Annotated in this window: 21 protein-coding genes; all 21 read right to left on the reverse strand. The window is 46.5% G+C overall.

Annotation, left to right across the window (positions count from 1 at the left end; all coding sequences use genetic code 11):
- Positions 1 to 13 precede the first annotated feature (13 nt).
- On the reverse strand, positions 14 to 1,297 hold the full coding sequence (gene murA, locus MKY87_RS06355) for a UDP-N-acetylglucosamine 1-carboxyvinyltransferase (RefSeq protein WP_339790238.1): 1,284 nt from the start codon (positions 1,295 to 1,297) through the stop codon (positions 14 to 16).
- Between the two features lie 17 nt (positions 1,298 to 1,314).
- A complete protein-coding gene (gene murB / locus MKY87_RS06360) occupies positions 1,315 to 2,220 on the reverse strand; it encodes a UDP-N-acetylmuramate dehydrogenase (protein ID WP_339790235.1) in 906 nt (301 codons plus the stop codon).
- Positions 2,221 to 2,369: 149 nt separating this feature from the next.
- The gene (gene murG, locus MKY87_RS06365; protein ID WP_339790232.1) at positions 2,370 to 3,479 is read right to left on the reverse strand and encodes an undecaprenyldiphospho-muramoylpentapeptide beta-N-acetylglucosaminyltransferase; all 1,110 of its coding nucleotides are present in this window, start codon (positions 3,477 to 3,479) and stop codon (positions 2,370 to 2,372) included.
- Positions 3,480 to 3,486: 7 nt separating this feature from the next.
- Complete coding sequence (spoVE, locus tag MKY87_RS06370; RefSeq protein ID WP_339790229.1) at positions 3,487 to 4,584, reverse strand: stage V sporulation protein E; 1,098 nt, start codon at positions 4,582 to 4,584, stop codon at positions 3,487 to 3,489.
- Between the two features lie 48 nt (positions 4,585 to 4,632).
- The gene (gene murD / locus MKY87_RS06375) at positions 4,633 to 6,054 is read right to left on the reverse strand and encodes a UDP-N-acetylmuramoyl-L-alanine--D-glutamate ligase (RefSeq protein ID WP_340963415.1); all 1,422 of its coding nucleotides are present in this window, start codon (positions 6,052 to 6,054) and stop codon (positions 4,633 to 4,635) included.
- A 3-nt stretch (positions 6,055 to 6,057) separates the two neighbouring features.
- Positions 6,058 to 7,026 (reverse strand): phospho-N-acetylmuramoyl-pentapeptide-transferase, encoded by a 969-nt coding sequence (gene mraY, locus MKY87_RS06380; protein ID WP_338587963.1) that lies wholly within the window; start codon positions 7,024 to 7,026, stop codon positions 6,058 to 6,060.
- Between the two features lie 12 nt (positions 7,027 to 7,038).
- Complete coding sequence (locus MKY87_RS06385; protein WP_339790540.1) at positions 7,039 to 8,451, reverse strand: UDP-N-acetylmuramoyl-tripeptide--D-alanyl-D-alanine ligase; 1,413 nt, start codon at positions 8,449 to 8,451, stop codon at positions 7,039 to 7,041.
- Positions 8,451 to 9,938 carry a UDP-N-acetylmuramoyl-L-alanyl-D-glutamate--2,6-diaminopimelate ligase gene (locus tag MKY87_RS06390; protein ID WP_017687296.1) on the reverse strand — a complete coding sequence of 496 codons (1,488 nt, stop codon included), beginning with the start codon at positions 9,936 to 9,938 and terminating at the stop codon, positions 8,451 to 8,453. The genes MKY87_RS06385 and MKY87_RS06390 overlap by 1 nt, the downstream gene beginning before the upstream one ends.
- Before the next feature lie 140 nt (positions 9,939 to 10,078).
- A complete protein-coding gene (locus tag MKY87_RS06395; protein WP_339790223.1) occupies positions 10,079 to 12,031 on the reverse strand; it encodes a stage V sporulation protein D in 1,953 nt (650 codons plus the stop codon).
- A 94-nt stretch (positions 12,032 to 12,125) separates the two neighbouring features.
- Complete coding sequence (locus MKY87_RS06400) at positions 12,126 to 14,459, reverse strand: penicillin-binding transpeptidase domain-containing protein (RefSeq protein ID WP_339790220.1); 2,334 nt, start codon at positions 14,457 to 14,459, stop codon at positions 12,126 to 12,128.
- A 12-nt stretch (positions 14,460 to 14,471) separates the two neighbouring features.
- Positions 14,472 to 14,900 (reverse strand): hypothetical protein, encoded by a 429-nt coding sequence (locus tag MKY87_RS06405; RefSeq protein ID WP_339790217.1) that lies wholly within the window; start codon positions 14,898 to 14,900, stop codon positions 14,472 to 14,474.
- Positions 14,901 to 14,927: 27 nt separating this feature from the next.
- Complete coding sequence (rsmH, locus tag MKY87_RS06410) at positions 14,928 to 15,878, reverse strand: 16S rRNA (cytosine(1402)-N(4))-methyltransferase RsmH (RefSeq protein WP_338587969.1); 951 nt, start codon at positions 15,876 to 15,878, stop codon at positions 14,928 to 14,930.
- A gap of 18 nt (positions 15,879 to 15,896) precedes the next feature.
- The gene (gene mraZ / locus MKY87_RS06415) at positions 15,897 to 16,334 is read right to left on the reverse strand and encodes a division/cell wall cluster transcriptional repressor MraZ (protein ID WP_017687291.1); all 438 of its coding nucleotides are present in this window, start codon (positions 16,332 to 16,334) and stop codon (positions 15,897 to 15,899) included.
- 273 nt (positions 16,335 to 16,607) lie between these two features.
- On the reverse strand, positions 16,608 to 17,873 hold the full coding sequence (locus tag MKY87_RS06420) for an adenosylhomocysteinase (protein ID WP_047843755.1): 1,266 nt from the start codon (positions 17,871 to 17,873) through the stop codon (positions 16,608 to 16,610).
- A 44-nt stretch (positions 17,874 to 17,917) separates the two neighbouring features.
- Positions 17,918 to 19,549 carry a bacillithiol biosynthesis cysteine-adding enzyme BshC gene (bshC, locus tag MKY87_RS06425; protein ID WP_338587970.1) on the reverse strand — a complete coding sequence of 544 codons (1,632 nt, stop codon included), beginning with the start codon at positions 19,547 to 19,549 and terminating at the stop codon, positions 17,918 to 17,920.
- A 157-nt stretch (positions 19,550 to 19,706) separates the two neighbouring features.
- Positions 19,707 to 21,476 carry an ABC transporter ATP-binding protein gene (locus MKY87_RS06430; RefSeq protein WP_340963417.1) on the reverse strand — a complete coding sequence of 590 codons (1,770 nt, stop codon included), beginning with the start codon at positions 21,474 to 21,476 and terminating at the stop codon, positions 19,707 to 19,709.
- 17 nt (positions 21,477 to 21,493) lie between these two features.
- Positions 21,494 to 22,375 (reverse strand): ABC transporter permease, encoded by an 882-nt coding sequence (locus tag MKY87_RS06435; protein ID WP_423804573.1) that lies wholly within the window; start codon positions 22,373 to 22,375, stop codon positions 21,494 to 21,496.
- Positions 22,376 to 22,422: 47 nt separating this feature from the next.
- Entirely contained in the window at positions 22,423 to 23,355 is a 933-nt protein-coding gene (locus MKY87_RS06440; RefSeq protein WP_339790211.1) for an ABC transporter permease, read from the reverse strand.
- Positions 23,356 to 23,544: 189 nt separating this feature from the next.
- Complete coding sequence (locus MKY87_RS06445) at positions 23,545 to 25,242, reverse strand: peptide ABC transporter substrate-binding protein (protein ID WP_339790209.1); 1,698 nt, start codon at positions 25,240 to 25,242, stop codon at positions 23,545 to 23,547.
- 153 nt (positions 25,243 to 25,395) lie between these two features.
- Positions 25,396 to 25,770 (reverse strand): DUF3397 domain-containing protein, encoded by a 375-nt coding sequence (locus tag MKY87_RS06450; protein WP_047843759.1) that lies wholly within the window; start codon positions 25,768 to 25,770, stop codon positions 25,396 to 25,398.
- Positions 25,770 to 26,729, reverse strand: a complete 960-nt coding sequence (locus tag MKY87_RS06455) for a ketopantoate reductase family protein (RefSeq protein ID WP_340963419.1) — start codon at positions 26,727 to 26,729, stop codon at positions 25,770 to 25,772. The genes MKY87_RS06450 and MKY87_RS06455 overlap by 1 nt, the downstream gene beginning before the upstream one ends.
- Between the last annotated feature and the right edge of the window lie 146 nt (positions 26,730 to 26,875).

The following is a 26,875-nucleotide window of genomic DNA, read 5'->3' on the forward strand; positions in this document are numbered from 1 at the left end:
GACTCCAAGGACGTTAATTGGCAAAATCCAACTGTTTCGAAACGGGCGACTGTCGCTCAACCGATGCTCCAAGACTTTGGAATAACTTCTCGATCTGATCGTAGCCCCGGTCAATATGATGCACTTGCTCCACAACCGTTTTGCCTTGAGCAGCCAGACCAGCAATGACCAGAGCTGCACCTGCACGAAGATCGGTTGCTTCTACTGTAGCCCCGTACAGACGGGGAACACCACGGATAAATGCTGCGTTCAGATCGACTGAAATATCAGCCCCCATCACATTCAGTTCATCCACATGTTTGAACCGACCCTCGAATACCGTTTCCTTCATCACACTGAATCCGTCTGCCAGACTGAGCAGCACCATGATTTGAGATTGCAAATCTGTCGGAAACGAAGGATACGGAGAAGTCACAATACGGTCTACTGATTTGGGACGGCTCATACAGCTCACCGTCATTATATCATTGCAGACTGTGATTTGAACACCAGTGCGCTTCAATACATGTATAAGTGAAGTAAGATGAGCAGGATTGCAGTGTGTAAGCGTAACATTGCCTCGTGTTGCTGCTGCTGCAATCATCACGGTTCCGGCAACGATTCGATCCGGTATAATCTCATAGGAGCAAGGCTCTAGTTTCTCAACGCCGTTGATCGTGATTGTATCCGTTCCTGCACCAATAATGCTTGCACCCATAGCATTCAAAAAGTGTTGCAGGTCCTGTATTTCAGGTTCTCTTGCCGCGTTGCAAATGGTTGTCGTCCCTTTAGCCATAACGGCTGCCATCATGATATTCTCCGTCGCTCCCACACTCGGGAAATCCAAATGAATATCTGTACCCACCAGATTGTGCCCATGACAGATAATCTGTTGGTCCTGCTCTTCAATCAAAGCTCCGAGCGCTTCCAGGCCCCGGAGGTGAAGATCAATTTTGCGTTCTCCAATGGCACAGCCGCCTGGCTGATACACTGACACTTGCCCAAACTTAGCCAGCAATGGTCCCATCAAAAAGATGGAAGAGCGCATCTGCTTCATTAGATCTTCTGGCACATCATATGACCGGATAGACGAGGTATTAATCGTCACTGTTCCCTGTTCATGCCGACACGTGCATCCAAGCCGTTCCAGGATATACAGCATCACCTCAATGTCCAGCAAGTGTGGAACGTTATGCAGTGTAACTTCTCCATCTGCCAACAAACTTGCGGCCATAATCGGTAAAGCGGCATTTTTTGCTCCATGGATGCGTATGGATCCTGAGAGGGGTTTCCCGCCTTCAATCACCAATTTGTCCAATGTATCACCTCCGGGGTTTACCGCTCACCCACTACGAAGACTTCCGGTACCAGGTTAATACCGTTTTGAGATGATATAGTGCTCTGTATCTGCTGCATTAGGGTGATAACGTCCTCTGCTGTTGCTTGGCCTGTATTAACAATGAAATTGGCATGCATGGTGGATACCTGTGCGCCTCCCTGGATCATTCCTTTCAGCCCTGCTGCTTCAATCAGGCGGGCTGCATGATCACCCGGTGGATTTCGGAATACACTGCCTGCACATGCCATCTGCAGTGGCTGTGTGCGGCGCCGGCGATCTTTGTAAGCCGCCATCGTTTCCGAAATGACGTTGCGCTCCCCATGCTGGAGTTCAAATGTAGCTTCCAGCACAATGCCTCTCCGATCATGCAGAACAGAGTGGCGGTAGGCAAAATCCATGTCCTCCTTGCTGTAACGTACCAATTCCCCTGTCTCCAGTACAATCTCAGCGAATTTGAATATCCGTGACACATCCGATCCATGCGCGCCTGCATTCATGTACACAGCTCCACCGACAGTGCCGGGGATACCGCTGCCGAATTCCAGACCGGTCCATTCCTTTTTGGCAGCAACCACACTGAGTTTAACAAAAGAATGCGCCGCTCCGGCGGTTACACCGCCTTCGTGAAATTCGACATAATCAAAGCCCTCGCCTGGTTTCACCACAACACCACGTATTCCTTTGTCTGACACCAGCATGTTTGAGCCCCGCCCAAGTTGCATCCACGGAATCTGATACGTGTGAAGCAATTGAACGAGATTCATCATCTGCTCTTTATTCTGGGGAATGACCAGTGCATCCGCAGGACCGCCGATCTTCCATGTGGTGTATTTGGCTAGCGATTCGTTTTCAAGAACTCTGCCAACATTATTCTGGGATAGTAACGATATCCACTGATGCATGTTTGCTTCCTCCTTTGCTTCAAAACCGATGAGCACGGTATCTTCTGTTGTTACAGACCGTGTTCTGGCGCCATGGAACGATGGTCACGATTTATACGGTATCTTATGTCAGCCCCGTCTTGTGTGTGACAATCGCCCACAATCACACTTTATCGGCGTGCAGCAAGACGCTGAATTTCATGAACAAGCACTTCAGCTGCATCGGGTTTCCCCAGTTTCCGGGAGGCTTCAGCCATTTGTTTGCGTCCCGATTCATCATTCATAATCTTGGCGATGGCTTCATACAGGACTTTGCCTGTAAGATCCTTCTCCAGCATCGTGAGTGACGCACCTCCACCTTCAAGCGTGCGTGCATTGGCTTCCTGATGATTATTAGTCACGTTAGGTGAAGGAATCAGGATCGAAGGAATACCCAGTGATGTGATCTCTGCAAGGAATGATGCACCTGCGCGGTTTACAATCAAGGATGTGCAGGCAAGCACCTCAGGCATATTGTGCACGTAAGGCAGGACATGCAGGTGGTTTGGCATCGTACCCAATGAGCTGCGAATGGCTTCACGCGTTTCATCAAAATAGGTATCCCCTGTCACGTAAACTACGTGTACATCGTCCAGTTGTTCCAGCATTGGAGCCATGTCCACCATGGCCTGATTGATTGCTTTTGCCCCGCGACTGCCACCAACCACAAGAACAACACGGCTGTTCATCGGTACACCTAACGTGGCAAAACCACGATCACGGCTAGCCTGGGCTACCGTAGTCGCTCGCGGATTACCAGTGTAGATCACCTTTTTTGCGCCGGAAAACGATTTTTCAGAACCTTCAAAGCTAACGGCAACCGTGTCCACATAACGCATCAAAAATTTGTTCGTCAGACCAGGGATGGCGTTCTGTTCATGAATTATACTCGGAATTCCCAGTTTTGTTGCTGCATATACCACAGGTCCACACACATATCCACCTGTACCAATCACAACATCCGGTTTGAATTCCTTCAGCATTTTTTTGGACTTGCGTACACCTTGAATGAAACGCATGACTGTTTTCAGGTTGTCGATGGACAATTTCCGCCGAAAGCCCGTAATATCAATGGATTTAAAAGGAATATTTTCCTGGGGAACCAATTTACTTTCCAGCCCTCTGGTTCCTCCAATATATAGAAATGTCGAGTCCGGGTTCTCCGCCTCGCATTGTCTTGCTATGGCAACGGCCGGATAGATATGTCCACCCGTACCGCCACCGCTTAGAACGACTCGCATCGCATAGTCACCTCGCATATCGGGATAAATTCACTAAAATGCCCAGTGCTGTGAGCATGAGGGTCAATGATGATCCGCCGTAACTGATCAGAGGTAATGTAATGCCCGTAACAGGCATCATGCCAATGACAACACCAATGTTAATAATGACCTGTACGGCGACCATACCTACGATACCAACACCAAGCAGACTGCCGAAGGCATCCGGAACGGTCATGGCTACACGCATTCCTCTCCACACCAGCACCAGAAACAACAATAATACAATCATTCCACCTATAAAGCCGAGTTCTTCGGCCAAAATACTAAAAATAAAGTCCGTTTGCGGTTCAGGTACATAACTGTACTTCTGCCGGCTCATACCTAGTCCCAATCCCGCCAGTCCACCAGGACCAATCGCGTATAAGGATTGAATGATCTGATATCCGGCACCCAGCGGATCAGACCACGGGTCCAAAAACGCTGTGATACGCTGCAACCGATAGGGTGCTGCTGCAATCAAAGCTGCAAACCCCGCTACGCCGCCAAGAGCAAGCAAGCTCAGATGTTTCATTCGCGCTCCGGCTGTGAAAATAATAAGCATCGATGCACCCATCATCACGGTGCCAGTCCCCAAATCAGGTTGCAGCATAATAATCCCAAAAGCCAAACCGATCAATCCCAGCGGTGGCATAAGCCCCGTTGTGAAGGTTTTGATTTTGCCCGGTTCCTTGCTCAGCCAGTGAGCGAGAAACAGAATCATGCCCAGTTTCATGAATTCTGAGGGCTGAATACCGAACGAACCAATGCCCAGCCAACTTCGTGCACCACCGCGAACCACACCGATGCCAGGAATGAGCACCGCGATGAGCATAATAAAACAGGCAATCAATATAGGTTTGGCATATTTCCTCCACACCCGGTAGTCAACGTTAGCAGTTACGAACATGGCCACAAGCCCAAGCACCGCAAACAGAGCCTGTCTTTTTACAAAATAAAATGAATCGCCATAGTCATGAAAGGCAAGCACCGAGCCCGCACTATATACCATAATAATGCCGATGGCAAGCAATGCCAAAATACAAATCAGCAACCAAATATCTGGTGCCGGTCGCGTCTGTTTCATCAGGAGGCCACCCCTTGCATGGAAGTAGGGGCTTTTCCACCCCCCTACTTACAAGTTATGCGCCGCCTCTTTAAAAATGCGTCCCCGCTCTTCATAGGAAGCAAACATGTCCCAACTTGCACATGCCGGGGATAACAAAACGACATCACCGGCACTGGCAAGTTTCGATGCTTCCTGCACAGCAACGGTTAACGTCCGGGCAGCGTCCTCCTCATTATCGACGACCTTAATTTGCTTTAATCCGGCAAGTTCCGCGACCTTGGCAATTTTTGTCCGTGTCTCTCCAATTGCAACGACAGCTTTTACCCGTTCCTGGAACAAGGGTAACAGCTCCATCATGTCTGACCCGCGATCCAACCCTCCAGCAATTAATACGACCGGTTCCTTGAACGAATTCAGGGCCATAACCGTAGCTTTCGAATTGGTTGCTTTGGAGTTGTTGTAGTATGCAGAGCCGTTATGCTCCAGGACATATTCAAGTCGGTGTTCAACTCCCTTGAAGTCTGCGAGCGGTGCAGCCAGCACCGCAGGATCAGCTCCTGCCGCTACGGCAATGCCCACAGCAGCCAGTGCATTTTCCACATTAAATCGCCCAGGAAGGCCAATATCCTCAACGTCGATAATGATATGGTGATTTCCGTTTTCATCCGCGTAGATTACCTGACGCTTCACATCATCCTCTTCTCCATCCACATAAGGAGGATCTGCATACACACCTATATCCAATTTCTCTGTCACTGAGAAGGGGATCAATCTGCCTTTGATGTATGGAACCAGACCACGACATACCGCATCATCCCAATTTAGAATGGCTACGTCGTCAGGCTGCTGATTGGCGAACAGTTTTGCTTTGGAAGCCACATAATCATCCATGTTCCCGTGATAGTCCAGATGCGTCTCAGCAACGTTAAGCAAGCTGGCAATCCGGGGACGGAAATCAACCGTTCCTTTGAGCTGGAAACTGCTAAGCTCAACAACCATCCAGTTATCTGGAGAAGCTTGCTCTGCCGCTTCACAGAGAGGTGTTCCGATATTACCGGCAACGATCGGTTTGAGGCCGGCATGTTCCAACATTTTACCCACCCAAGTGGTGGTTGTTGTTTTACCGTTGGAGCCCGTAATCCCGATCATGGGTGCAGCACATAGATGATAAGCAACCTCTACTTCGGTCACCACTTCAATACCCAATGCCAGAGCTTGCTGCACAGGAGCTGCATGGTATGGGATACCCGGGTTTTTGACAACAAGCTTCACATCACTGTGAATCAGATCATCCGGATGTCCTCCGCATACAACAGAAATTCCCAAAGCCTCCAATTCGGAAGCTTCGGGACATTGATCTCTCTCTTTTTTATCATTTACTGTAACCTTCGCTCCGGCGCGATCCAGCACTTTGGCGACCTGTACACCGCTTTTGGCCAATCCGAGCACGACTACTTGTTGTCCGCGATATGATTCAGGATGGTTCATGATCTACAACCCCTTGTTGAGATAAAGTCCAAGAGCGGCCAAAATTGCGCCTACCGCCCAAAAGGTAATAACAACCCGCCATTCTGACCAACCACTTAATTCAAAGTGATGATGAATGGGGCTCATTTTGAATACACGCTTGCCACGAGTCTTGAATGATACCACTTGAATAATAACAGACAGGATCTCGATAACAAAAATACCGCCAATGATGACAAATAGAAGCTCTGTCTTGGTGACAATCGCTACTGCACCAATCGCACCGCCAATACCCAGAGAACCGGTATCTCCCATAAATACTTTGGCCGGATGTGCGTTATATACCAGAAAACCGAGTACGGCACCGATCATCGCTGCTGCACACACTGCTGCTGGCATCGACGTAGCTTGCATCGCCACAATGGCAAACGCGCCAAAGGCAATCGCACTTACCCCTGATAGCAAACCATCCAGACCGTCCGTAAAGTTAACCGCATTGGTAATGGCAAGCATCATGAATACAACAAACGGATAATAGAACCATCCGGTCCAGTCAAACGAGAATGACGTTCCCGGAATAGAGATGGCTGTGCTGTGTCCATTCTGGATCAGCAAGAAACACATCACTGCACTGAACAACAATTGGCCCAGCATTTTTTGTCTGGCCGTCAGTCCCAGCGAACGTTTGAACACAATTTTGATGTAATCATCCAGGAAGCCAATCAGCCCAAAGCCCAGCGTAGCCACGAGCAAGACATAAAAGTCTGTATTCTTGACTGCCGAAAATTTCAAAAAGGCCAATGTGAACGCAACTAAAATGACGACTCCACCCATTGTAGGTGTCCCGCTTTTTTTCAAATGGCTCTGAGGCCCATCTTCCCTAACTTGCTGTCCGAATTTCATTCGACGTAACAGCGGAATCAGGAGCGGTGCGGCAATCACCGCCAAAATAAATGAAACACCGATTGTTAACAGTAATACCTGAAAATCCATGGGTTCACCCCTCTAGTCTACTCGATTCTGTAATGGTGCTATTTGTAGTGCTTCGACCACGTCCTCCAGCTTCATGCCTCTTGAGGCTTTGAACAAGACAACGTCTCTGGGATGTAGTTTCTCCAGTAGATAACGGGTCATTTCTTCTTTATCTATAAAAGCATGCACAGCCTCTGCCGGCATATGCTTTCTTGCTCCTTCAGCAATATGTGCTGATAGCGGGCCAAATACGAGCACCATGTCCATTTTGGCAGATGTAATATACTCACCAATCCCAAGATGCAGATCCTGCTCCTCAGGACCAAGTTCAAGCATATCACCAAGCACAGCCACTTTCATACGGTATCCTTTCAGGCCCTCTAGTACATCAATTGCGGCCTTCATGGAGGTTGGACTTGCATTGTATGCATCATTCAGCAGGGTTAGACCACTAACACCTTGAGTAACCTCAATACGCATGCCTGTCAGTTTCAAGTGAGATAATCCCGCGGCAATCTGCTCTGTCGTCACTTTGAAATGACGGGCTACAGCCAAAGCAGCCAGACAGTTAACGACATTATGCGTTCCCAGCAGAGGTAGCGTAAATGCATGTTCTCCAGACTGTTTGGTGGTGAAAACTACGCCGTTCTGTGCATTCATAAGTCCGGTAGGATAGTCATCATTATCGGTTTGCAGACCAAATGTAAACCGCTGCAATCCATCGGGTTGTTTCGTTGCGGGCTCTTCAAGGACTTGTGCAATTAAAGGCTCGTCTCCGTTGTAGATCAGTAACCCGCCAGGCTTCAATCCCGCGGCAATCTCGGCTTTGGCTCTGGCAATCTCCAGTCTGGACCCCAGCTGAAGCAGATGAGATTCACCAATATTGGTAATGATCGCTACATCAGGTTGCGCAATAACCGACAAATCGTTAATTTCCCCGCGACCACTCATACCCATCTCCAAAATGATAATCTCCGTATCCGGGTCCATACTTAATACAGTCAGTGGTAATCCAATGTGATTATTAAAATTGCCTTGCGTCTTATGCACTTTGAACGTCGTCGAGAGAATGGCATCAACGATGTCCTTTGTTGTTGTCTTGCCGTTGCTGCCTGTAATGCCAACAACAGCCGCTTTATTCTCCGCTAGATAAGCAGATGCGAGTGCTTGCAGTGCGATAAGTGTGTCGTCAACAACAATGACAGCTCCTTGCGGCGGAATACCATGATCCTTTTGCCAGATCGCGCCTGCAGCGCCCTTCTCTAGACAGGCTTGCACAAATTCATGTCCGTCAAACCTTTCACCCACTAGCGGAATAAACAAACTGCCTTCCAGAGGTTTACGCGAATCGGTAAACACCCCTTCGACCATTACATTGCCATGAGCGGCAACGTCACTTAATGTTCCTCCACACATCTCGGCCAATTGTGCCAATGTTCTTTTTATCAATTGGATTTGCCCCTTATCGCTTCTTTGGCTATGATTCGGTCATCAAAATCGGTTTTGGTTGTGCCGATAATCTGATAGGTCTCGTGACCCTTGCCCGCAATCAATACTACATCGGCTGGGCTTGCCATTTCAATAGCTTCATGAATCGCCTGGCGTCGATCCACAATCATCGTATAACGTTCGGCAGGAACGGATTCTTCAATCAGGCCCTGTTCAATGTCTTTGAGAATCAGATCCGGATCTTCTGTCCGTGGATTATCGGAAGTAACCAGTACAAAATCACTATAATTCGCAGCAATTTTCCCCATGAGAGGGCGTTTGGTACGGTCCCTGTCACCACCACAGCCAAATACGCAAATTACACGTCCTTCGGCAAATTCCTTCACCGTCCGCAGCACATTCTCCAGTCCATCCGGTGTATGGGCATAATCGACAATAACAGCAAATGGCTGTCCTTCGTCCACTCCTTCAACACGTCCATCCACGCCCGGAACCGTCTCCAGACTGCGCTTGATCTCTTCTAGCGGAATACCTTCCACCAGCGCTGCAGAGATTGCTGCCATTGCATTGTATACATTGAATTTGCCTACCATGCGCAAGCGAATATCGGTGCTGCCTGCAAATGTATCCACGTGGAAAGAAGTTCCCTGAGATGTGATTGAGATTTGGGATGCGCGTACATCCGCCTTTTCACCCATGCCATATGTAATCACTTCAGCCGCAGTCACAGAGATGAAATAAGCTGCAGCCGGATCATCTGCATTGATAACAGCGAATTTACGCTGTGAGACATCTTCCGTATAACCGTTACCCAGTCGTGCAAAGAACAATCCTTTGGCCCCGCGATATTCCTCCATGGAATGGTGGTAGTCCAGATGATCTTGCGTCAAGTTAGTGAATACCGCAGTACGGAAATTTGTTCCCTTTACTCGCCCTTGTTCCAAAGCGTGAGAAGAAACTTCCATAACACAGCAGTCCGTACCCTTCTGAACCATATCATGCAGACTACGCTGCAGATCAAGCGCCTCTGGAGTTGTTCCAGACATCGGGTAGGTGCGACCGTCATACCGCATTTGAATAGTACCGATCAATCCCGTCTTGCGTCCGTAATCACTCATGATTTTTTCAATCAAATAGGTGGTCGTTGTTTTTCCGTTCGTTCCCGTTACACCAATCATATTCATCTTCTGGCTTGGCGAGTCAAAAAAGAAATCTGCCAGAACAGCCATCGCAAATCGGCTATCCTTCACCAGCAATTGTGGCACAGGAAGATCCAGCTGCCGTTCAACCACCAATGCAACTGCACCAGCATTTACAGCTTTTTCTGCATAATCATGACCATCTACCGTATGTCCCGGAAGACAGATAAACAGATCACCCGGTTTTACCTGCCGGGAATCTGTCTGAAGGTTTTGGCATTCTGTATTTGATTCGCCCACGAGGCGGGCGGTGGTCAGCATCGATGCAAATTGTTTTAAAAGCACATGAATAACCTCACTTTTCCAATTATACTTCTGTTTTAACATATGTCTGTATTTATTAATATCGTCAATACAACCCAATAATGAAACGCACTTGGATGAATTTTGTTGCGCTAGAAGCCCCAAACTACCCCTAAGCCCCGTTATTCATCCTTTGTGTGATCATGTGCATCGTTCAGTACATTCCCCATATAAATGCGGATGGTTGATCCCTGATCTACCCTCGCCCCAGGTTTGGGTGCCTGATTAATCACGTATTTACCACTGCCAGACTTCGCCAGCATAAAATTCATGTTCAGGTCTTCGTACAGATCTTCAACAGTAGCTCCTGTCAGGTCTGGGACTGTCACGATTTTGGTTTCACCATACTTGTATTCTTTGGCGACCTGATCCTTACGAACAGGTACATTCATATAATGCAAAGCATCTTCAAGGATGTTCTGCACAATCGGGGCGGCAACCACGCCTCCGAACTGAATTCCTTTGGGATTATCAACTGCGGTATAGACCACAATCTGTGGATCATCTGCCGGTGCAAATCCGATAAAGGATACGATATGCTCGGTTGAGGAATAACGTCCGTTGATAACCTTCTGGGCTGTACCTGTTTTGCCACCGACCCGGTATCCATCAATGAATGCCGGACGCCCGGTACCTTTTGCTACAACACTCTCGAGTGCTTCACGTACTTGTTTGGATGTATTCTCCGAGATCACCTGACGAACCAGCTCCGGCTTGGCTTCTTCCATGACTTCTCCCGTGACCGGATGGACCCACGCTTTCGTAACATAAGGCTTGTAAAGTTTACCCCCATTGATGGCCGCTGACACAGCTGCTACTTGCTGAATGGGCGTTACGGATACACCTTGACCAAAAGCAGTCGTTGCAAGCTCCACAGGTCCCACTCTGGACAGTTTGAACAGAATTCCACTGGCTTCTCCACTGAGGTCGATCCCTGTCTTGGTACCGAAGCCAAAGTCTTTAATATAGGAGAAGAGCGATTCTTTGCCCAGCCTCTGCCCCAAAGCCACAAAGCCCGGGTTACATGAGTTCTCCACAACTTGTAAGAAGGTCTGACTTCCATGGCCGCCCTTTTTCCAGCAGCGTAGACGGGCTCCACCCACCTCAACATATCCAGGGTCAAAAAATTGATCCTGTTGCAGATTAACCTTTTTCTCTTCAAGCGCTGCTGCCAAAGTAATGATCTTAAATGTGGAGCCCGGCTCGTAGGTCATCCAGATCGGCAAATTCCGATTGTATATCTCCGCGGGATATTGCTGATAATCGGCAGGTTCGTATCCCGGCCTGCTGGACATCCCCAAGATTTCACCCGTTTTGGGATTCATCGCTATGGCCAATGCTGAGTTCGCCTGGAATTTCACCATGGCCTGGTCCAGTTCTCTCTCCATGATGGACTGAATGGATTTATCAATGGTCAGCTTGAGGTTAAGGCCGTCCTTCGGTTCCACATACTTCTCGGATGAGCCCGGCATTAGCCTTCCGGCCGCATCGGACAAGTAGGACACACTGCCATTCAAACCATTCAGCTTATCATCATATTTCTTCTCGACACCCGTTAAGCCCTGATTATCAATGCCCGTAAAACCAAGAATATGGGCAGCCAAATCGTCATAAGGATAAAAACGTTTATTGTCCTCAGCAACAACGATACCCGGAAGCTTCAAATCACGGATGCGCTGAGCTTTCTCCATCGTAATTTTGCGGCCGCCGGGTTGTAGTCTTACAATGAGTTCTCGTTTCTTGATGGTTGCAAGCACTTTTTCTTCCGTCATCCCAAGCAATGGGGCCAGCGCTTTAGCTGTGATTTCAGCTTCTTTAACCTGAGCCGGAATGGCCATAATGGTCGGTGTTGTCACATTATAGGCCAGAGAGGTTCCATTTCGATCCAGGATCTCCCCCCGCTTGGCTGAGTAAGGAATATTACGCCGCCAGGATTCTTCTGCTTTTGCTGACAATTCAGGGCCTTCCCCGAGCTGTACATAAGCAAGCCTGATCATCAGGGCCGAAAATAACAAAACTAAAATCATTAAACTCCATAGCAACCTGCGCCGCAGATTTACGCTTGATCCCTTCACGAAAAGATCCCCCCACTCGTCCCAAAATCATGACATTCGTTCCATTCATGAATATTCAGGACAACCGGGGGTTAGAACAAGCTGTCAGAGCTCCCTAAGGAAGCGAAGCTCCGTTTGTTGCTGGATCGTCAGAGGATTCGGATTCATTGGCAGGAGCCTTGTTGTTATCTGTTTTGTCTGTTTCGTCGGTTTTACCTTCTCCGCCCGAAGCCTCTTGTTCCTTCACTTCAGCTTCTGACGACGGATCAGAAGAGATTGGAGCCTCATCGGCTATACCTGTCACTGCAGCTTTGGCAGTTTGCAAGTTTAACTGTACAGTTCTCTGCTCACCTGCGACCTGCTCGGTTTGCTTCACGACATAACCCTCGCCCTTGACCGTAACCCCCACTTTCATGAGAGAAAGTACTTCTAGGGCATCACGGAGAGATTCTCCTGTTAGATCGGGAATCTTCATCTTGCTGCTTTCTTCCGTTAGCAGATAGATTCGTTGGCCTGGATTCATAGAGGCGCCAGCAACCGGATACTGCCGAATTACATTATCACCTTGACCAAGAGTCACATAAGCAATACCTGCGCTTAGAAGCTGGCTTCTGGCCTGTTTGGCTGTCTTGCCACTCAAGTCAGGCGCCTTGGCTTGCACGACAGAGACTTCTTTTGACTTTTTGTCAGGAGTTTTGGCTGTATCTTTGGGTATTCCCATGTATTGAAGAGTCTGGCTGACAATCTTTTTGAACACCGGCGCAGCTGCGGTTCCTCCCCCAATGTTGGTTCCATCCGGTTGGTCAATGACAACAAGTATAGCAATCTTCGGATTATTCACGGGCGCAAATCCAATAAACGATACAACGTCTTTTGACTTGCTGTATGCTCCGTTAACAACCTTTCTTGCCGTACCTGTTTTACCAGCTACACGGTAACCTTCAATATAGGCGTTACGACCGGTACCAATCGTTTGGTCTGCAACCACTTGTTCCAGATAACCGCTCACCAGTTTGGAAGATTCCTTGGAAATCACCTGACGAACAACTTTGGGTTTGATGACTTCCGTTGTTCCATCATTCGGGTTCTTGATTTCCTTCACCAGATGTGGCTCCAGCAATTTGCCGCCGTTGGCAATCGCAGAGATGGCTGCGACCTGTTGAATTGGTGTTACCTGTACAAGACCATGCCCATAGGCTGCCGTAGCAATCTCGGATTTGTAAACCAGTGGCTTGATCGGGGACGCTGCCTCATTTGGCAGATCAATACCCGTCTTTTTGCCGAAGCCGAATTCGTCTATGTAATGACGCAGACGTTCGCCGCCAAGCATGTTGTAACCCAAGTTAACAAAAGCAATGTTACTTGACCGTTTGACACCTTCGAGATACGAGATCCAACCATAGGAATGACCATTATCACTAATCGGGAAACCACCGATATACATGCGTTTGGATTCAAAACTTGCATTGGGATCAAAGAGTTTTTCTTCAACAGCCCCTGCTAGTGTAACTATTTTGAATGTACTACCCGGCTCATAGATTGATTGCGTAGCATGGTTGATAAAATTCTTTTGATCAGGTGTACTTCCATACGTATTCGGGTTAAAGGTTGGCCAGTTCGCCATCCCTAGAATCTCCATCGTGTTTGGGTCCGCGGCAATGACCGTCATGCTCAGTGGATTATACTTGGCAACGGCTTCTTTCATTGCATCCTCAATGTAGAACTGGATCGTATCATCGATGGTCAGCGTAAGGTTCTTACCGTTCTGAGGTGGCAGATAGTTATCCTGTGAATCCGGAAGTTTAATGCCTTTGGCATCCTTCTGATAATTCAAATATCCGTCTGTACCTGTCAGTGCTTCATCATACGAGACTTCAAGTCCATTGACAGCTTTCCCATCACGGCTCATATATCCCAAGAGGTGAGAAGCAAGTGTTTCTTCAGGGTAAAAACGCTTCGACTCCTGAGCCATCACAATTGCATTACGCGCCTTATATTCCTCTTGCAGTTCTTCACGTAACTCGTTGACTTGTGCGGCAAGTTCAGGACTTATTTTATATCCTTCACTGCGTACTTCACGTTGCTGAAAAAACTTGCCCTTTGCATTTTTGGCTGTGACCAAAGCACGCATCTCACTCTCATTTTTCCCAAGAAGGGCAGAGAGCTTCTCCGTAACAACATCCTGAATTCCGAGTTCATTAATTAATAATGGATTAACGGAGACCGTATACGCAGGGGAATCGGTAGCCAAAATATTACCGTTTCTATCCGTAATCGTTCCACGTGCAGCCTTAATCGTCTGTTCCCGCTCTACCAATCCGGCCGCCCGTTCCTGCCATACACCGCCATTCACAACTTGAATGAAAAAGATTCGGGTTACGAGTACAAGAAAAAAGAGGGTAATACATCCCCCTATAAGCAACGTGCGCATCTTTATTCTTTTTATCATCGGAACACCTCTTTACTTACTGCTTGCTGTATTGGAGGACGACTCAGTACCAGTTGATTTCGTACTTGTTGAACGAGGTACATAAATGACATCCTTACCGGAAGCTTCAACGTAACCAAGTTGTTTGGCATTTTCGATGACCTGGTTGTTCAATGTTTCTTTCTCCACCTGCAGGTCTGCAATTGTCTTTTCATACCCCTTGATATCCGAAATAGTGGACTGCGCCTGCTTGTTCAGATCATAGATATGAGCATAACGAGACATCAAGGCTCCTCCAACAAGGATAACTGCAAGCAGGGTAATCAGATACAAAATCTTCTCGCGTGCCGGAAGACCCGTACGACGGGTCACCACTTTGGTGGTTTCTTTGTATCGTTGCTGGGTCACACGTTCCTGGGACGCTTTTTCTTTTACAGCGAGATTACCACGTGTATATGCCATACTCCGATTCTCTCCTCCACTCTTGATCTACAATTTCTCGGCTACGCGCAGCTTGGCTGAACGAGCACGTGAATTTTCGGTCAATTCCGTTTCCGTTGGAATCAACGGTTTTCTGTTAACTAAACGCAGGCTCCCCTTGCCGCCGCATACACACAACGGAAAATCGGGTGGACATGTACATTTTTCCAGATAACTGCTGAAAATCTGTTTACATATCCGATCCTCAAGGGAGTGGAAGGTAATAACAGATACACGTCCTCCTGGTGCCAGACAACGAACAGCCTGATGCAAGCCTTCTTCGAACGCACCCAACTCATCATTGACGGCAATGCGTAATGCCTGGAAGCTGCGTTTGGCAGGATGTCCACCAGTACGGCGAGCTGCCGCCGGGATGCCTTCCTTGATCAGTTCCACGAGTTCACCTGTCGTCTCAATGGTAGACTGCGCTCGTTTTCCGACGATAACACGGGCAATTCTTCTCGAAAACTTCTCTTCACCATAGCGATACAAAATTCGAGCAATCTCTTCTTCTGGCCACTCATTCACAATCTCTTTGGCCGTCAGCATTGCATCCTGGTCCATTCGCATATCGAGCGGAGCATCGTGATTGTAGCTGAAACCACGTTCTCCTTCATCAAATTGCGGAGATGACACACCCAAGTCGTACAAAATACCGTCGACCTGTGGTGCACCATCCTTCATTGGTACATCCAGATCCTTGAGTACCTGTTCCAGATCTCGAAAATTGGTTTTCACCAATGTTACACGTTCTCCATAAGCAGCGAGCTTCTCGCGAGCATTATCCAAAGCCCAATCATCCTGATCAAGTGCGATCAGACGTCCCCCTGGACCGAGCTTGGAAGCAATCACGGAGCTATGTCCGCCACCGCCTAAAGTGCAGTCCACGTATATACCGTCCTGCTTGATGTTTAATCCCTCTGTTGCCTCTTCTTTGAGTACGGTTATGTGGTGAAACAACCTGCACCCCTCCTGACTTTATAAATCAAAATTAAAATCGACCAGCTTTTCGGCAATGTCGTTGAATGCTTCTTCGGATTGATTGAAATAACTCTCCCATATGCCTTTGCTCCAAATCTCCACCCGGTTCGACACGCCAAGAACAACACAATCCTTGTCCAGCTTGGCATACTCTCTTAAATTGCCCGGCAGATTTACCCTGCCCTGTTTGTCCAGTTCACATTCGGTTGCACCCGAGAAAAAAAACCGGGTAAACGCACGTGCATCAGATTTCATCAATGGCAGTGCTTTGAGCTTCTGTTCCATGACCCCCCACTCCTCCATGGGGTACACGAAAAGACACTGGTCCAAACCCCGTGTGACAACGAAAGACGGTCCCAGAGATTCGCGGAATTTAGCCGGAATGATAACCCGACCCTTATCATCAATGCTATGTTGGAACTCCCCCATAAACATTGGCCCACTCACTCCTCACCCGTTTCTCCCACTTTGCCCCACTTTCCACCACCTAAGCATAATAGATTCGCACAAAAAAATCAAAACCCTTCTTGCATTACTTGATTTTTTAATTTTTCAGCATAAAAAAACGTCCTTGATCCTGTCACTCAGGATCAAAGACGCTTCCCGTAAACGGGCAATCGTATGTCTACCCGCACATGAGCCATATCATCAATAAACCATTCTATACCTATTGAATCATTTCATCAGCTTGTAATTATTGGATAGTGCTTAAAATTTCCAGCTATCCAGGTATTTCTCTTGCTCAGCTGACAAGGAGTCGATGCCAATATTCAGGCTTTCAAGTTTATAGCTGGCAACCTGCTGGTCAATATCATAAGGTACATTAACAACGTTTTTACCCAAGTTTTCATAATTCTCACTTACATAACGCAGACCAAGCGCCTGCAGAGCAAACGTTGTATCCATGATTTCGGCAGGGTGACCATCTGCTGCACCCAGGTTCACAAGACGACCTTCTGCAAGAAGGTACATTTTACGACCGTCTTTGAAACGATATTCCTCAATGTTGCGACGAACTGTGCGAATCGATTCGGAACGTTTAGCCAGTTCAGGTTTATTCACTTCAACATCAAAGTGACCTGCATTACTCAGGATCGCTCCGTCCTTCATCACATCGTAATGCTCACCTGTGATAACATCCTTATTGCCTGTAACTGCAATAAAGAAATCGCCCAATTTGGCGGCTTCCACCATCGTCATGACCCGGAACCCGTCCATGTGTGCTTCTACCGCTTTGATTGGATCGATCTCGGTTACAATCACATTCGCACCAAGACCTTTGGCGCGCATCGCTACACCTTTACCACACCAGCCATAACCTGCTACCACTACGTTTTTACCAGCGATAACCAAGTTAGTTGTACGAATAATCCCGTCGAATGCAGATTGTCCAGTACCGTAGCGATTGTCAAACAGATACTTGCAGTATGCGTCATTAACCGCAACCATCGGAAACTTTAATTGGCCTTCTTTCGCCAATGCTTTCAAACGAATAATACCCGTTGTCGTTTCTTCTGCTCCTCCGCGAATGGTTGCTGCGAGGTCAGGGCGCTCGGATGCAATAATGGTTGCAAAGTCTCCACCATCATCAATAATGAGATCAGGCTTCACCTCAAGCGCACGCAGTTGCAGTGATTTGAATTCCGCAGGCTCCGGATTGTACTTCGCATACACCGTGACGCCGTCTTCCACCAATGCTGCGCAAACATCATCTTGTGTAGACAATGGATTGCTGTGCGTAATCGTTACTTCCGCCCCACCCGCTTGGATCACTTTTGCCAAATAAGCTGTTTTCGCTTCCAGATGAAGACAAATGGCAACCTTCAAACCTTTGAAGGGCAGATCCTGTTCGAATTGGCGACGAATGCGGTTCAGTACCGGCATATGCGCTTCTACCCAGTCAATTTTCAGGTGACCCTCTGAAGCGAGTCCCATATCTTTAACAATACTGTTTTGCAATGCAGGTGTAGTCATTTCATATCCTCCTCGTTTATGTGTTTCTTCTATTATAAAGGGATCTATAGTGCAATAACCTTATGCTCTCCAAGGAATTCACTTGAGGCCTTAATCAGTTCGTCGATCCACTCGGTGCCATAACGATTCAGGTAAAAGAGTGCATTATGTACTCGTTCCTGTGGTTTGCCCGTTGGGAATAAGGAGTTCTGAATGCCGTTCCAGTGCCTTAGACTCACATTATGTTTGTCTTCGATGGCTTTGTGAGTCTGCTGTTTCAGATATTGCATTTGCTCGTTGATTTTACCCAAATTGGTATCGCCAATTCGTTCCAGCCCCGGATGAATCTCCGCGATCTCATCTAGCAATGGTCCATACAGATCAAGAAACGCTTCCTGAACCTTGTCAAACTGTTCATCTACCTGGAACGTCTCCTGCTGTGCGAGCCACTGTTCCTTCTTTTCTTCCATATGATATTGAACATCCTGATAAGAAAGTCCATATTGTTTCATATGTTTGTGATGAATATCTTCCATAATGGTGAAAGACAACCGCGGCAACAAAATGGGCATTTGCAGTCCGAACTGACGGAATGCTTCCCGAGTCAAACCCCAATATGCAATTTCACCATGCCCCAAAATAACAGCGGCTACAGGCAACACGGAATCTTGCATTAATGGTCGTGTCAATACGTTGTTACTGAAGCGCTCCGGATGTTCTCCCAGTTCCTGAAGCAAACGTTCCTCTGTGAAAGAAACCAAACCTTTGCGATCACTATATAAACCGTCCTTCAACAACAAGAGCAGACGCGTACCTTCATGAATGTAGAACAGATTGGCTCCATCCTCCGCTACTTCGGCAGGCATAGCATAACCAGCTTGTTGTACCAGCGAAGCACCTTGTGTGTATGCGCTGCGCAGCACTTCATTTTTTCGTATCAACCGCTCAAACACGGGCTGTTCCAACCTGCGTAAATCTGGATCCGATGCATCCATTAGAACAAGTCCACTACTGGCAAACAAGGCAGATATCATGCGGGCAAATGCATCACTCAGATTTGAACTGGATTGATGGATCTCTGTGATACATTTCATCAGTCCTGGTTTATGTATCGTATCAGGTAAAAGATGTTCCACCTGTTCGAGTACATTCATCCACTGCTGCGTATCCACATGAACATTACTCACAGAATCCCTTCCTGCGAATCGTCCTTGTAACTTGACCTTCTTCATGTCTCCCTGATGATCAGGTAGATATGTGTGGTTAACCTCATCCCAGTCATGGTCTTCACCAGCAATCCAAAACACTGGGACTACCGGGCGTTGAAGTCTTTCTTCCGCTTCCCGCGCAGCTGCCACTACGCTGGCGGCTTTGTATATGACGAACAGTGGTCCGGTGAGCAGACCGCTCTGCTGTCCTCCTGTAACCACTAGTGCATCTTGTTCTGCAAGACGTGTGATGGACGCATGAACCTCTCCATGGTCGTTCACCCGCTTATTATATATACGTAAATACTCTGCCAGATCACGACGATCAATACGTGTGTTTTCCGATTGGTCCAGCCACTCGGCACGCGCCTGAAGTCCTGATTCCCAGCGAATGTCATACTCGTAAAGGCCACGCGCAGCATCTCTTGAACAGATATAATCTTCTGCAAGTCTTGATCCGCTGCGGAGTGCCTCGGTAATACCGTTCATGAGGTCTGCCTCCTATTCTGCTTCAAAGAGCCTTTCTTGATTGTACCGAATTCAAGGCCGCTTCGTCAAAAGAAAGTGATTAAAATACGAAAAAAACCGCCGAACGAGTCGGCGGCATTTAATACATCAATAATAGCATATCGCATTAATATTCCTATTATACGTAAGGTTCTGCAACCCAGTGACCTTTGGAAACCTCAATCAATTGAGCATTTTCCAGGTTGTACGGGTCATTTGCAGGACCACCAGATCCATTCTGAATCGGGCTCATATGCTCTTCCGGCAGCAAGATGCGACGTTTGTTCGCTTCCACTTCCGGATCAGGTACAGGGATTGCTGAGAGCAATGTTTTGGTATAAGGGTGGATAGGGTTCGCATATAGTTCTTCACTTTCTGCGAGCTCAACCACTTTACCCATGTACATTACAGCGACACGGTCACTGATATGTTTAACCATCGACAAGTCATGCGCGATAAACAGGTAAGTCAAGCCGAGACGTTGCTGAAGTTCTTCAAGCAATTTAACGACCTGTGCCTGAATGGATACATCCAGTGCAGACAATGGCTCATCACAGATGATGAATTTAGGGTCTACAGCGAGTGCACGCGCAATCCCGATCCGTTGTCTTTGACCACCGGAGAATTCATGTGGATAACGAAGAGCATGACTTGGATTCAAACCTACCAGATCAAGCAGTTCCTCCACTCGTCTCTTACGCTCTTTAGAGCTGGAAGCCAGACCATGAATATCGAGGGACTCCCCGATAATATCCATAACATTGAAACGCGGGTTAAGAGATGCATATGGATCTTGGAAGATCATCTGCATATCTTTACGCATTTCTTTCATTTTACGCGGGGACAACTTGTAGATATCCGTTCCGTTGAAGTTAACATTTCCGCCAGTTGGCTCATAAAGACGCAGAATGGTACGACCTGTTGTGGATTTACCACAGCCAGACTCGCCTACAACGCCAAGTGTTTCACCTTCAAAGATATCAAAGCTTACGTCATTGACCGCTTTGAGAATGTTACCTTTACCCAAATTAAAGTACTGTTTCAAGTTTTTCACTTGTACCAGAGGCTTATTGCTGCCTTTGATAATACCAGCCGGAGCTGGTTTTTCCTTTTTGGGCTCGTCCAGACGAGGCAAGGCATTCAACAATTTAATCGTGTATGGATGTTGAGGGTTACTAAAGATTTCAGCAGTTGTTCCTGTTTCAACAACTTCGCCTTCCTTCATAACAACAACACGGTCACACATACCCGCTACGACACCAAGGTCATGCGTAATCAGCATGATCGATGTTCCCAGTTTTTGCTGCATGTCTTTCATGACATCCAGAATTTGAGCCTGAATTGTAACGTCAAGTGCAGTTGTCGGCTCATCCGCAATCAGAAGGGATGGACGACATGCAAGCGCGATCGCAATCATGGCACGCTGACGCATACCACCAGAGAATTGGTGAGGATAATGATTCATGCGAATAGCCGCATTTTTAATACCTACAAGTTCCAGCATCTCCAAAGCCGCTTTATTCGCCGCTTGTTTGGACATGTTCTGATGCTTGCGCAATACTTCGGTAATTTGTTTACCAATTTTAATGGTAGGATTCAATGAAGTCATTGGGTCTTGGAAGATCATACCGATATCTTTACCACGAATCGCTTCCATTTGTTTGTCTGTCTTATTCAGCAGGTCTTGCCCGTGAAAAGTAATTTTTCCGCTTTTGACCTTCGAAGGCGGGGAGGGAATCAATTTCATGATGGTTTGGGCGGTAACACTCTTACCACTACCCGATTCACCTACGATCCCCAGCGTCTCTCCTTTGCCAAGTTCAAAACTCACATGTTTAACGGCATCAAATTCACCAGAACGTGTTGAGAACGACACACTCAGGTCTTTGACAGTTAAAATCGGCTCCATAATCCCACCTCCTGTTTCTATTTACGTAATTTCGGATCGAGTGCGTCACGCAGACCGTCTCCGAGCAAGTTAAATGCAAGCATTGTAAGAACCATCAGACCTGCTGGGAACCACATCCGCCACGGGAATAGCGTCCAGCCTGTAAGTGCATCATTGATCATAGAACCAAGTGAAGATCTTGGTGCTGACACACCCAATCCAAGGAAGCTCAGGAACGCTTCGGCAAAGATTGCACTTGGAATGGACAACGTCAATGTTACAAGAATCGGTCCTATTGCATTGGGTAGCAAATGACGGAACAATTGACGCCCTGTGCTTGCTCCCATGGACCTTGCAGCAAGAATAAAGTCTCTGTTTTTGAGTTGCATAATTTCACCACGTACAATCCATGACATGCTGATCCAGCCTGTGATGGTGAGGGCAATGATAATCGTTGTCAGACTTGGTTCCAGTACAACCAGCAACAAAATTACAACAAGCATGTACGGCAAGGAGTAGAGGATTTCGGAAAACTTGTTCATAATTCCATCTACACGTCCACCGTAGAAACCCATGATCGCTCCATAAATAACCCCGATAACAAGGTCAATCAAGGCTGCGGCCAAACCTACAGTAAGGGATACACGTGCCCCTACCCAAGTTCTTACCCACACGTCGCGACCAAGCTCGTCCGTACCGAACCAGTGCTCCGCACTCGGTGCTGCATTGGCATTCAACAAATCATTGGAATAATAATTATAACTAGTAAACAAAGAAGTTGGACCAATCAAAGAGAAAATCACGACAAGAACCAACACGCTCAGACTGATCATTGCAGCCTTATTGGTTGCAAGTCTGTACATGGCATCTTTAAAAAGGGATACACTTTCTTGCGGTTTAACCGCTGCCTGACTAGTCAGGTTCGTGTTCGCCGTTTCATTCTTTTTATTATTCGTGCCAGACAACGTTATGCCCCCTTCCGGCTTTCCAGCTTAATTCTAGGATCAATCAGCACGTAAGCGATATCCGTAAAGAAACGAGCCAACATCAGGAGGATACCATAGAAAATCGTAATCCCCATGATCATAGTGTAATCACGGTTTGTGATACTCTCTACGAATACTTTACCAATTCCCCCGATGTTAAAGATCTGTTCAATTACAACGGAACCTGTGATGATATTCGCTGTCATTGGACCAACATAAGTTACTACTGGTAGAATACCGTTTCTTACAACGTGTTTAAACATAATTGCAGGCCATTTCAGACCTTTGGCTTTAGCTGTTTTGATATAATCTGCATGTAAGACTTCAAGCATGCTCGAACGCGTCAAACGAGCGATAAAAGCAATCGGAGATGCAGATAACGCTGCAACTGGGAGCACATAGTCAAGTGGTCCGTCGAAGCCCATAACGTTGAACCATCCCAGTTTCGACGCAAAAACAAACTGTATCAGAGAGGCAAGCAAAAAGCTCGGAACAGCAATACCTATGACAGCAAGAATCATGGTTACATCGTCAATCAGTTTGCGGTGATACACTGCTGCGAGAAGCCCGAGCAACACACCTACAATAACTGAAATAATAATCGCGAATATACCTATTTTCAAGGATGCTGTAAAAGTCTTCACAATCATCTCAGAGACGCTTTGGTTCAAATATTTCATTGAAACACCAAAATCTCCTTGAACGATTCCTCCCATATACTTCAGGTATTGTTCATACATCGGCTTGTCCAGTCCGTACTTGATTTCCAAGAGTGCACGGATTTCAGGTGATACTTTTTTCTCAGATGTAAAAGGGTCACCAGGAATGGCCTTCATCAGGAAGAAAGTCATCGATGCGAGTATGAAAAGCGATAGCAGCATAAATAGTAGTTTTTTCAACACATACTTAACCAACCCTTGCACACCTCCACAAACAATATTTTGTATACAAATCGATTGTAGAATTAGACAGAAATAAAGTCCAATCCATTTATCGGAAATTTCAAGAATTATAAGGAAAATCGGTGCACATACAAAAAATCGGGATATATATGGAATTCCACATATATATCCCGAAGTATTCATATTAGACTTCAGAACAACTTATTTCTCTTCCAGATATGCACGCGTGAAGTCAATAGCTCCACTGAAATCAAGTTGTACGCCTTTCAGGTAAGGCTTAGTCAAAGATACGTTAGTGTAATAATAGATTGGCATAACGCCCATTTCATCTTGAATCAGGATTTTCTCAGCGTCAGCAAATGCAGCCATACGCGTAGCTGGATCAGCAGATTTTACAGTTTCTTTAACATCTTTGTCATACTGTTCGTTGCTGAATTTGGAATCATTGTTTGTGTTTCCAGTAGTCCACATTTCCAAGAAGTTGTATGGATCGTTGTAGTCAGCAGACCAACCTGCACGAGCTACTTGGAAGTTTTGGTTTTGACGGTTATCAAGGAATACGCCCCACTCTTGGTTTTCTGTTTTCACATCAACACCAAGATTTTGTTTCCACATGTCAGCAACCGCCAAAGCGATTTTCGCGTGACCATCACTAGTATTGTAGATCAAAGTAACAGCTGGCAATGTAGTGTAACCTTCTTCTTTCATACCTTCGGCAAGCAATGCTTTAGCTTCTTCCACATTTTCTGTGAAGTAATCGTCTTTGTGCTCATCACGGAATTCGCCGTTTTCACCACGGATACCTGGAGGTACAAAGCCGAATGCTGGAATTTGTCCACCTTGTGTAACTTTGTCAACAATCAGCTGACGCTGAATTGCCATTGCAAATGCTTTACGGATTTTAACGTTGTTAAATGGTGCTTCGTTTACGTTGAACTGGTAGTAGTACGTACTTGCAATACCAGTAGCTTTGAACTCGTCCGACAATTCCGCTTTTACAGAAGGAATTTGGTCGGATGGAATTTCACCGTTAGGTGCACCAGTATAGTCCAATTGTCCTGATTTGTAAGCTTGCAGTTCGGAAGCACTGCTGTTTGTCAGAGACATATCGATTTCAGCCAATTTAATATCGGCAGCTGCATGGTAAGCATCGTTTTTCTTCACAACAATTTTTTGACCTTTAGCGTATTGATCCATTACAAATGGTCCGTTAACGATCATGTTTTTGTAGTCTGTGAAGAATTTGTCATTTGTGTCAGCAGATGCATGTACTGGGTAGTACGTGTAGAATGCTGTCAGACCCAAGAAGTAAGGTGTTGGGTTTTCCAACGTTACTTCAAGCGTGTGCTCATCAGTAGCTTTAACACCTACTTGAGAGAAATCAGTGATTTTAGTACCTTTATATGTTTCGTCAACACTGCGGTTAAATCCTTCTGCACCTTTAATGTAATAAAGTTGGTAAGCATAAGGAGAAGCTGTTTCCGGTTTCAAAGCACGTTCCCAAGAACGTACAAAGTCTTCAGCAGTGATTGCATCACCGTTGCTCCATTTAGCATCCGGGTTCAGATTGAAAGTGTATTTCAACCCATCTGGAGATATAACCCAGTCTTTTGCAACACCTGGAGCTTCTTTGCCATCAGCATCGATGCGTACAAGACCTTCATACAAGAATTTCAGAACTGTGTTGGTTTGGCTGTCTTTTGCTTGAGCCGGGTCCAACGTAGGAGGTTCAGCTGACAGGTTGATTTTCAGAATTTGATCTTTTGCAAGACCATTTCCTTCGCTTGCAGAACCAGTATCGGTGTTACCTGTGCCTTCGTTTTTCGATCCGCACGCTGCAAGTACGGTACCGAACGCCAAAATCAGCGTCAAAAGGACTAATAGACTTTTCCTTTTCATCTAACACGTTCCCCCTAAATTGATATGGTTTATATGTTTATAGATTATACAACCACCGGTCAAAAAAATCTACATTACTTTTTCAGAAAGTAATGTTTTTTTCAGTTTTCGACAAAATCGACACATTTTTTGCCTCTTTTGCGTTATGTAACCTCACATCTGTTTCATGAAGTATCTAAATAATCCAAATAAAGTAAACAAAACATACCCGAAACTCATAATGATGAAGGCCATGCGCCATACGGCCCGGAACATTCTCCCCCCATCGACCTTCCCCTTTAGTCGATTTTGCGCACCTCCGATGAATCCAAGTGCTAGTAGTATGAGTAATAGTGTCAGATAAAAACCAAAATTCGAATCAAATGTTAAGTTGAATAACGCCGATACTGAAAAAACAAGAAAAAAAGTGGTAACATCCATTGCCATCCGCATGGCGTTCCGTTTGTCTTTTTTCCATACGTACATGCCCCAATAAACAAGAAAGAACGGAAAAAAGGGCAATATGCTCAACACAATAAAAAGTCCCATTAATTCACTCCTTCCGGTTGCATTCCTTCAATCAGATGAAGCAGTATTTCATGTGTAGGTGCAACAAGGTCCAACTTCTGTGCCATCTTTACAATATGACCGTTAATTGACCTCACTTCTGTACCACGTCCAGCGAGAACATCTGCAAGCATGGAGGAAGTATTCGTGGCAGTAGAACGACAGACCGATATCAGTTGATCCCACATATCCTGATCCAAACATATTCCACTTGCAGAGTAGATTAACAATACTTCATCATATAACTGGCGCATTAGCCTCTTTCGTTCTTCCTTGACGATCAATTCTCCATTAGGGATTCGCCATAGTGCCGTAAGCGGGTTAATGACTGAATTAATCAATATTTTCCTGTATATCAGCTTATCGATTTCATTCGACACTGTACAGTCAAATCCTGCCTGCTGCAACGATCCCGACAGAGTAAATGTTCTCTTCTCCTCTATAGAGGCAGAAGCTACTATATGTATGTTGTACCTCCCCAGCTTGGTTTCACCTGTACCTGCACGAGTTACCTGACTTTGTGTGCGCTTCGCACCTTCTGTTGTAACCGCACTACACAGAAGCGACTTTGGCAAAGCTGCTTGAAGTTTTGCCAGATGGCCCATCCCATTCTGAAAACAAGCGATATTCAGCACATGATCTTGTAACGGACTGATCTCATGAATGAAATCATCAATGCTTGTCTGCTTAACCATGAGCAGTAACCATTCTCCTGGTTTGTTTTTCCATGTGTCAGTCAGCTCACTTACTGGTTTCGCCTGTATTTGATCCGGTAGAATATGTATCTCCTCGTCTTGTTCCACAATGGTTACTCCATTATGGCGGAGGAGGTCAGCCTGAGCTGTTGTTCTCGTCCAAAATCTGACCTGGTTACCTGACGCCAGCAGTTTCCCGCCATATAAAAGACCCAGTGCCCCCGCTCCTACGATGTCAATGATCATATGATGCACTCCTCTCCGCTTCAGTAGTTGCTCTTCTATTATCTATAATAGAACAAAAACACCAAACTAAAAACCCGTCATACCTGCCGTTGTGTAACGGAGGTGTGGCGGGTTCATACCTGACTTTCACAAATCAAACGTCTGAA

It is taken from the genome of Paenibacillus sp. FSL R7-0198 (assembly GCF_038000415.1).
Taxonomy (GTDB): domain Bacteria; phylum Bacillota; class Bacilli; order Paenibacillales; family Paenibacillaceae; genus Paenibacillus.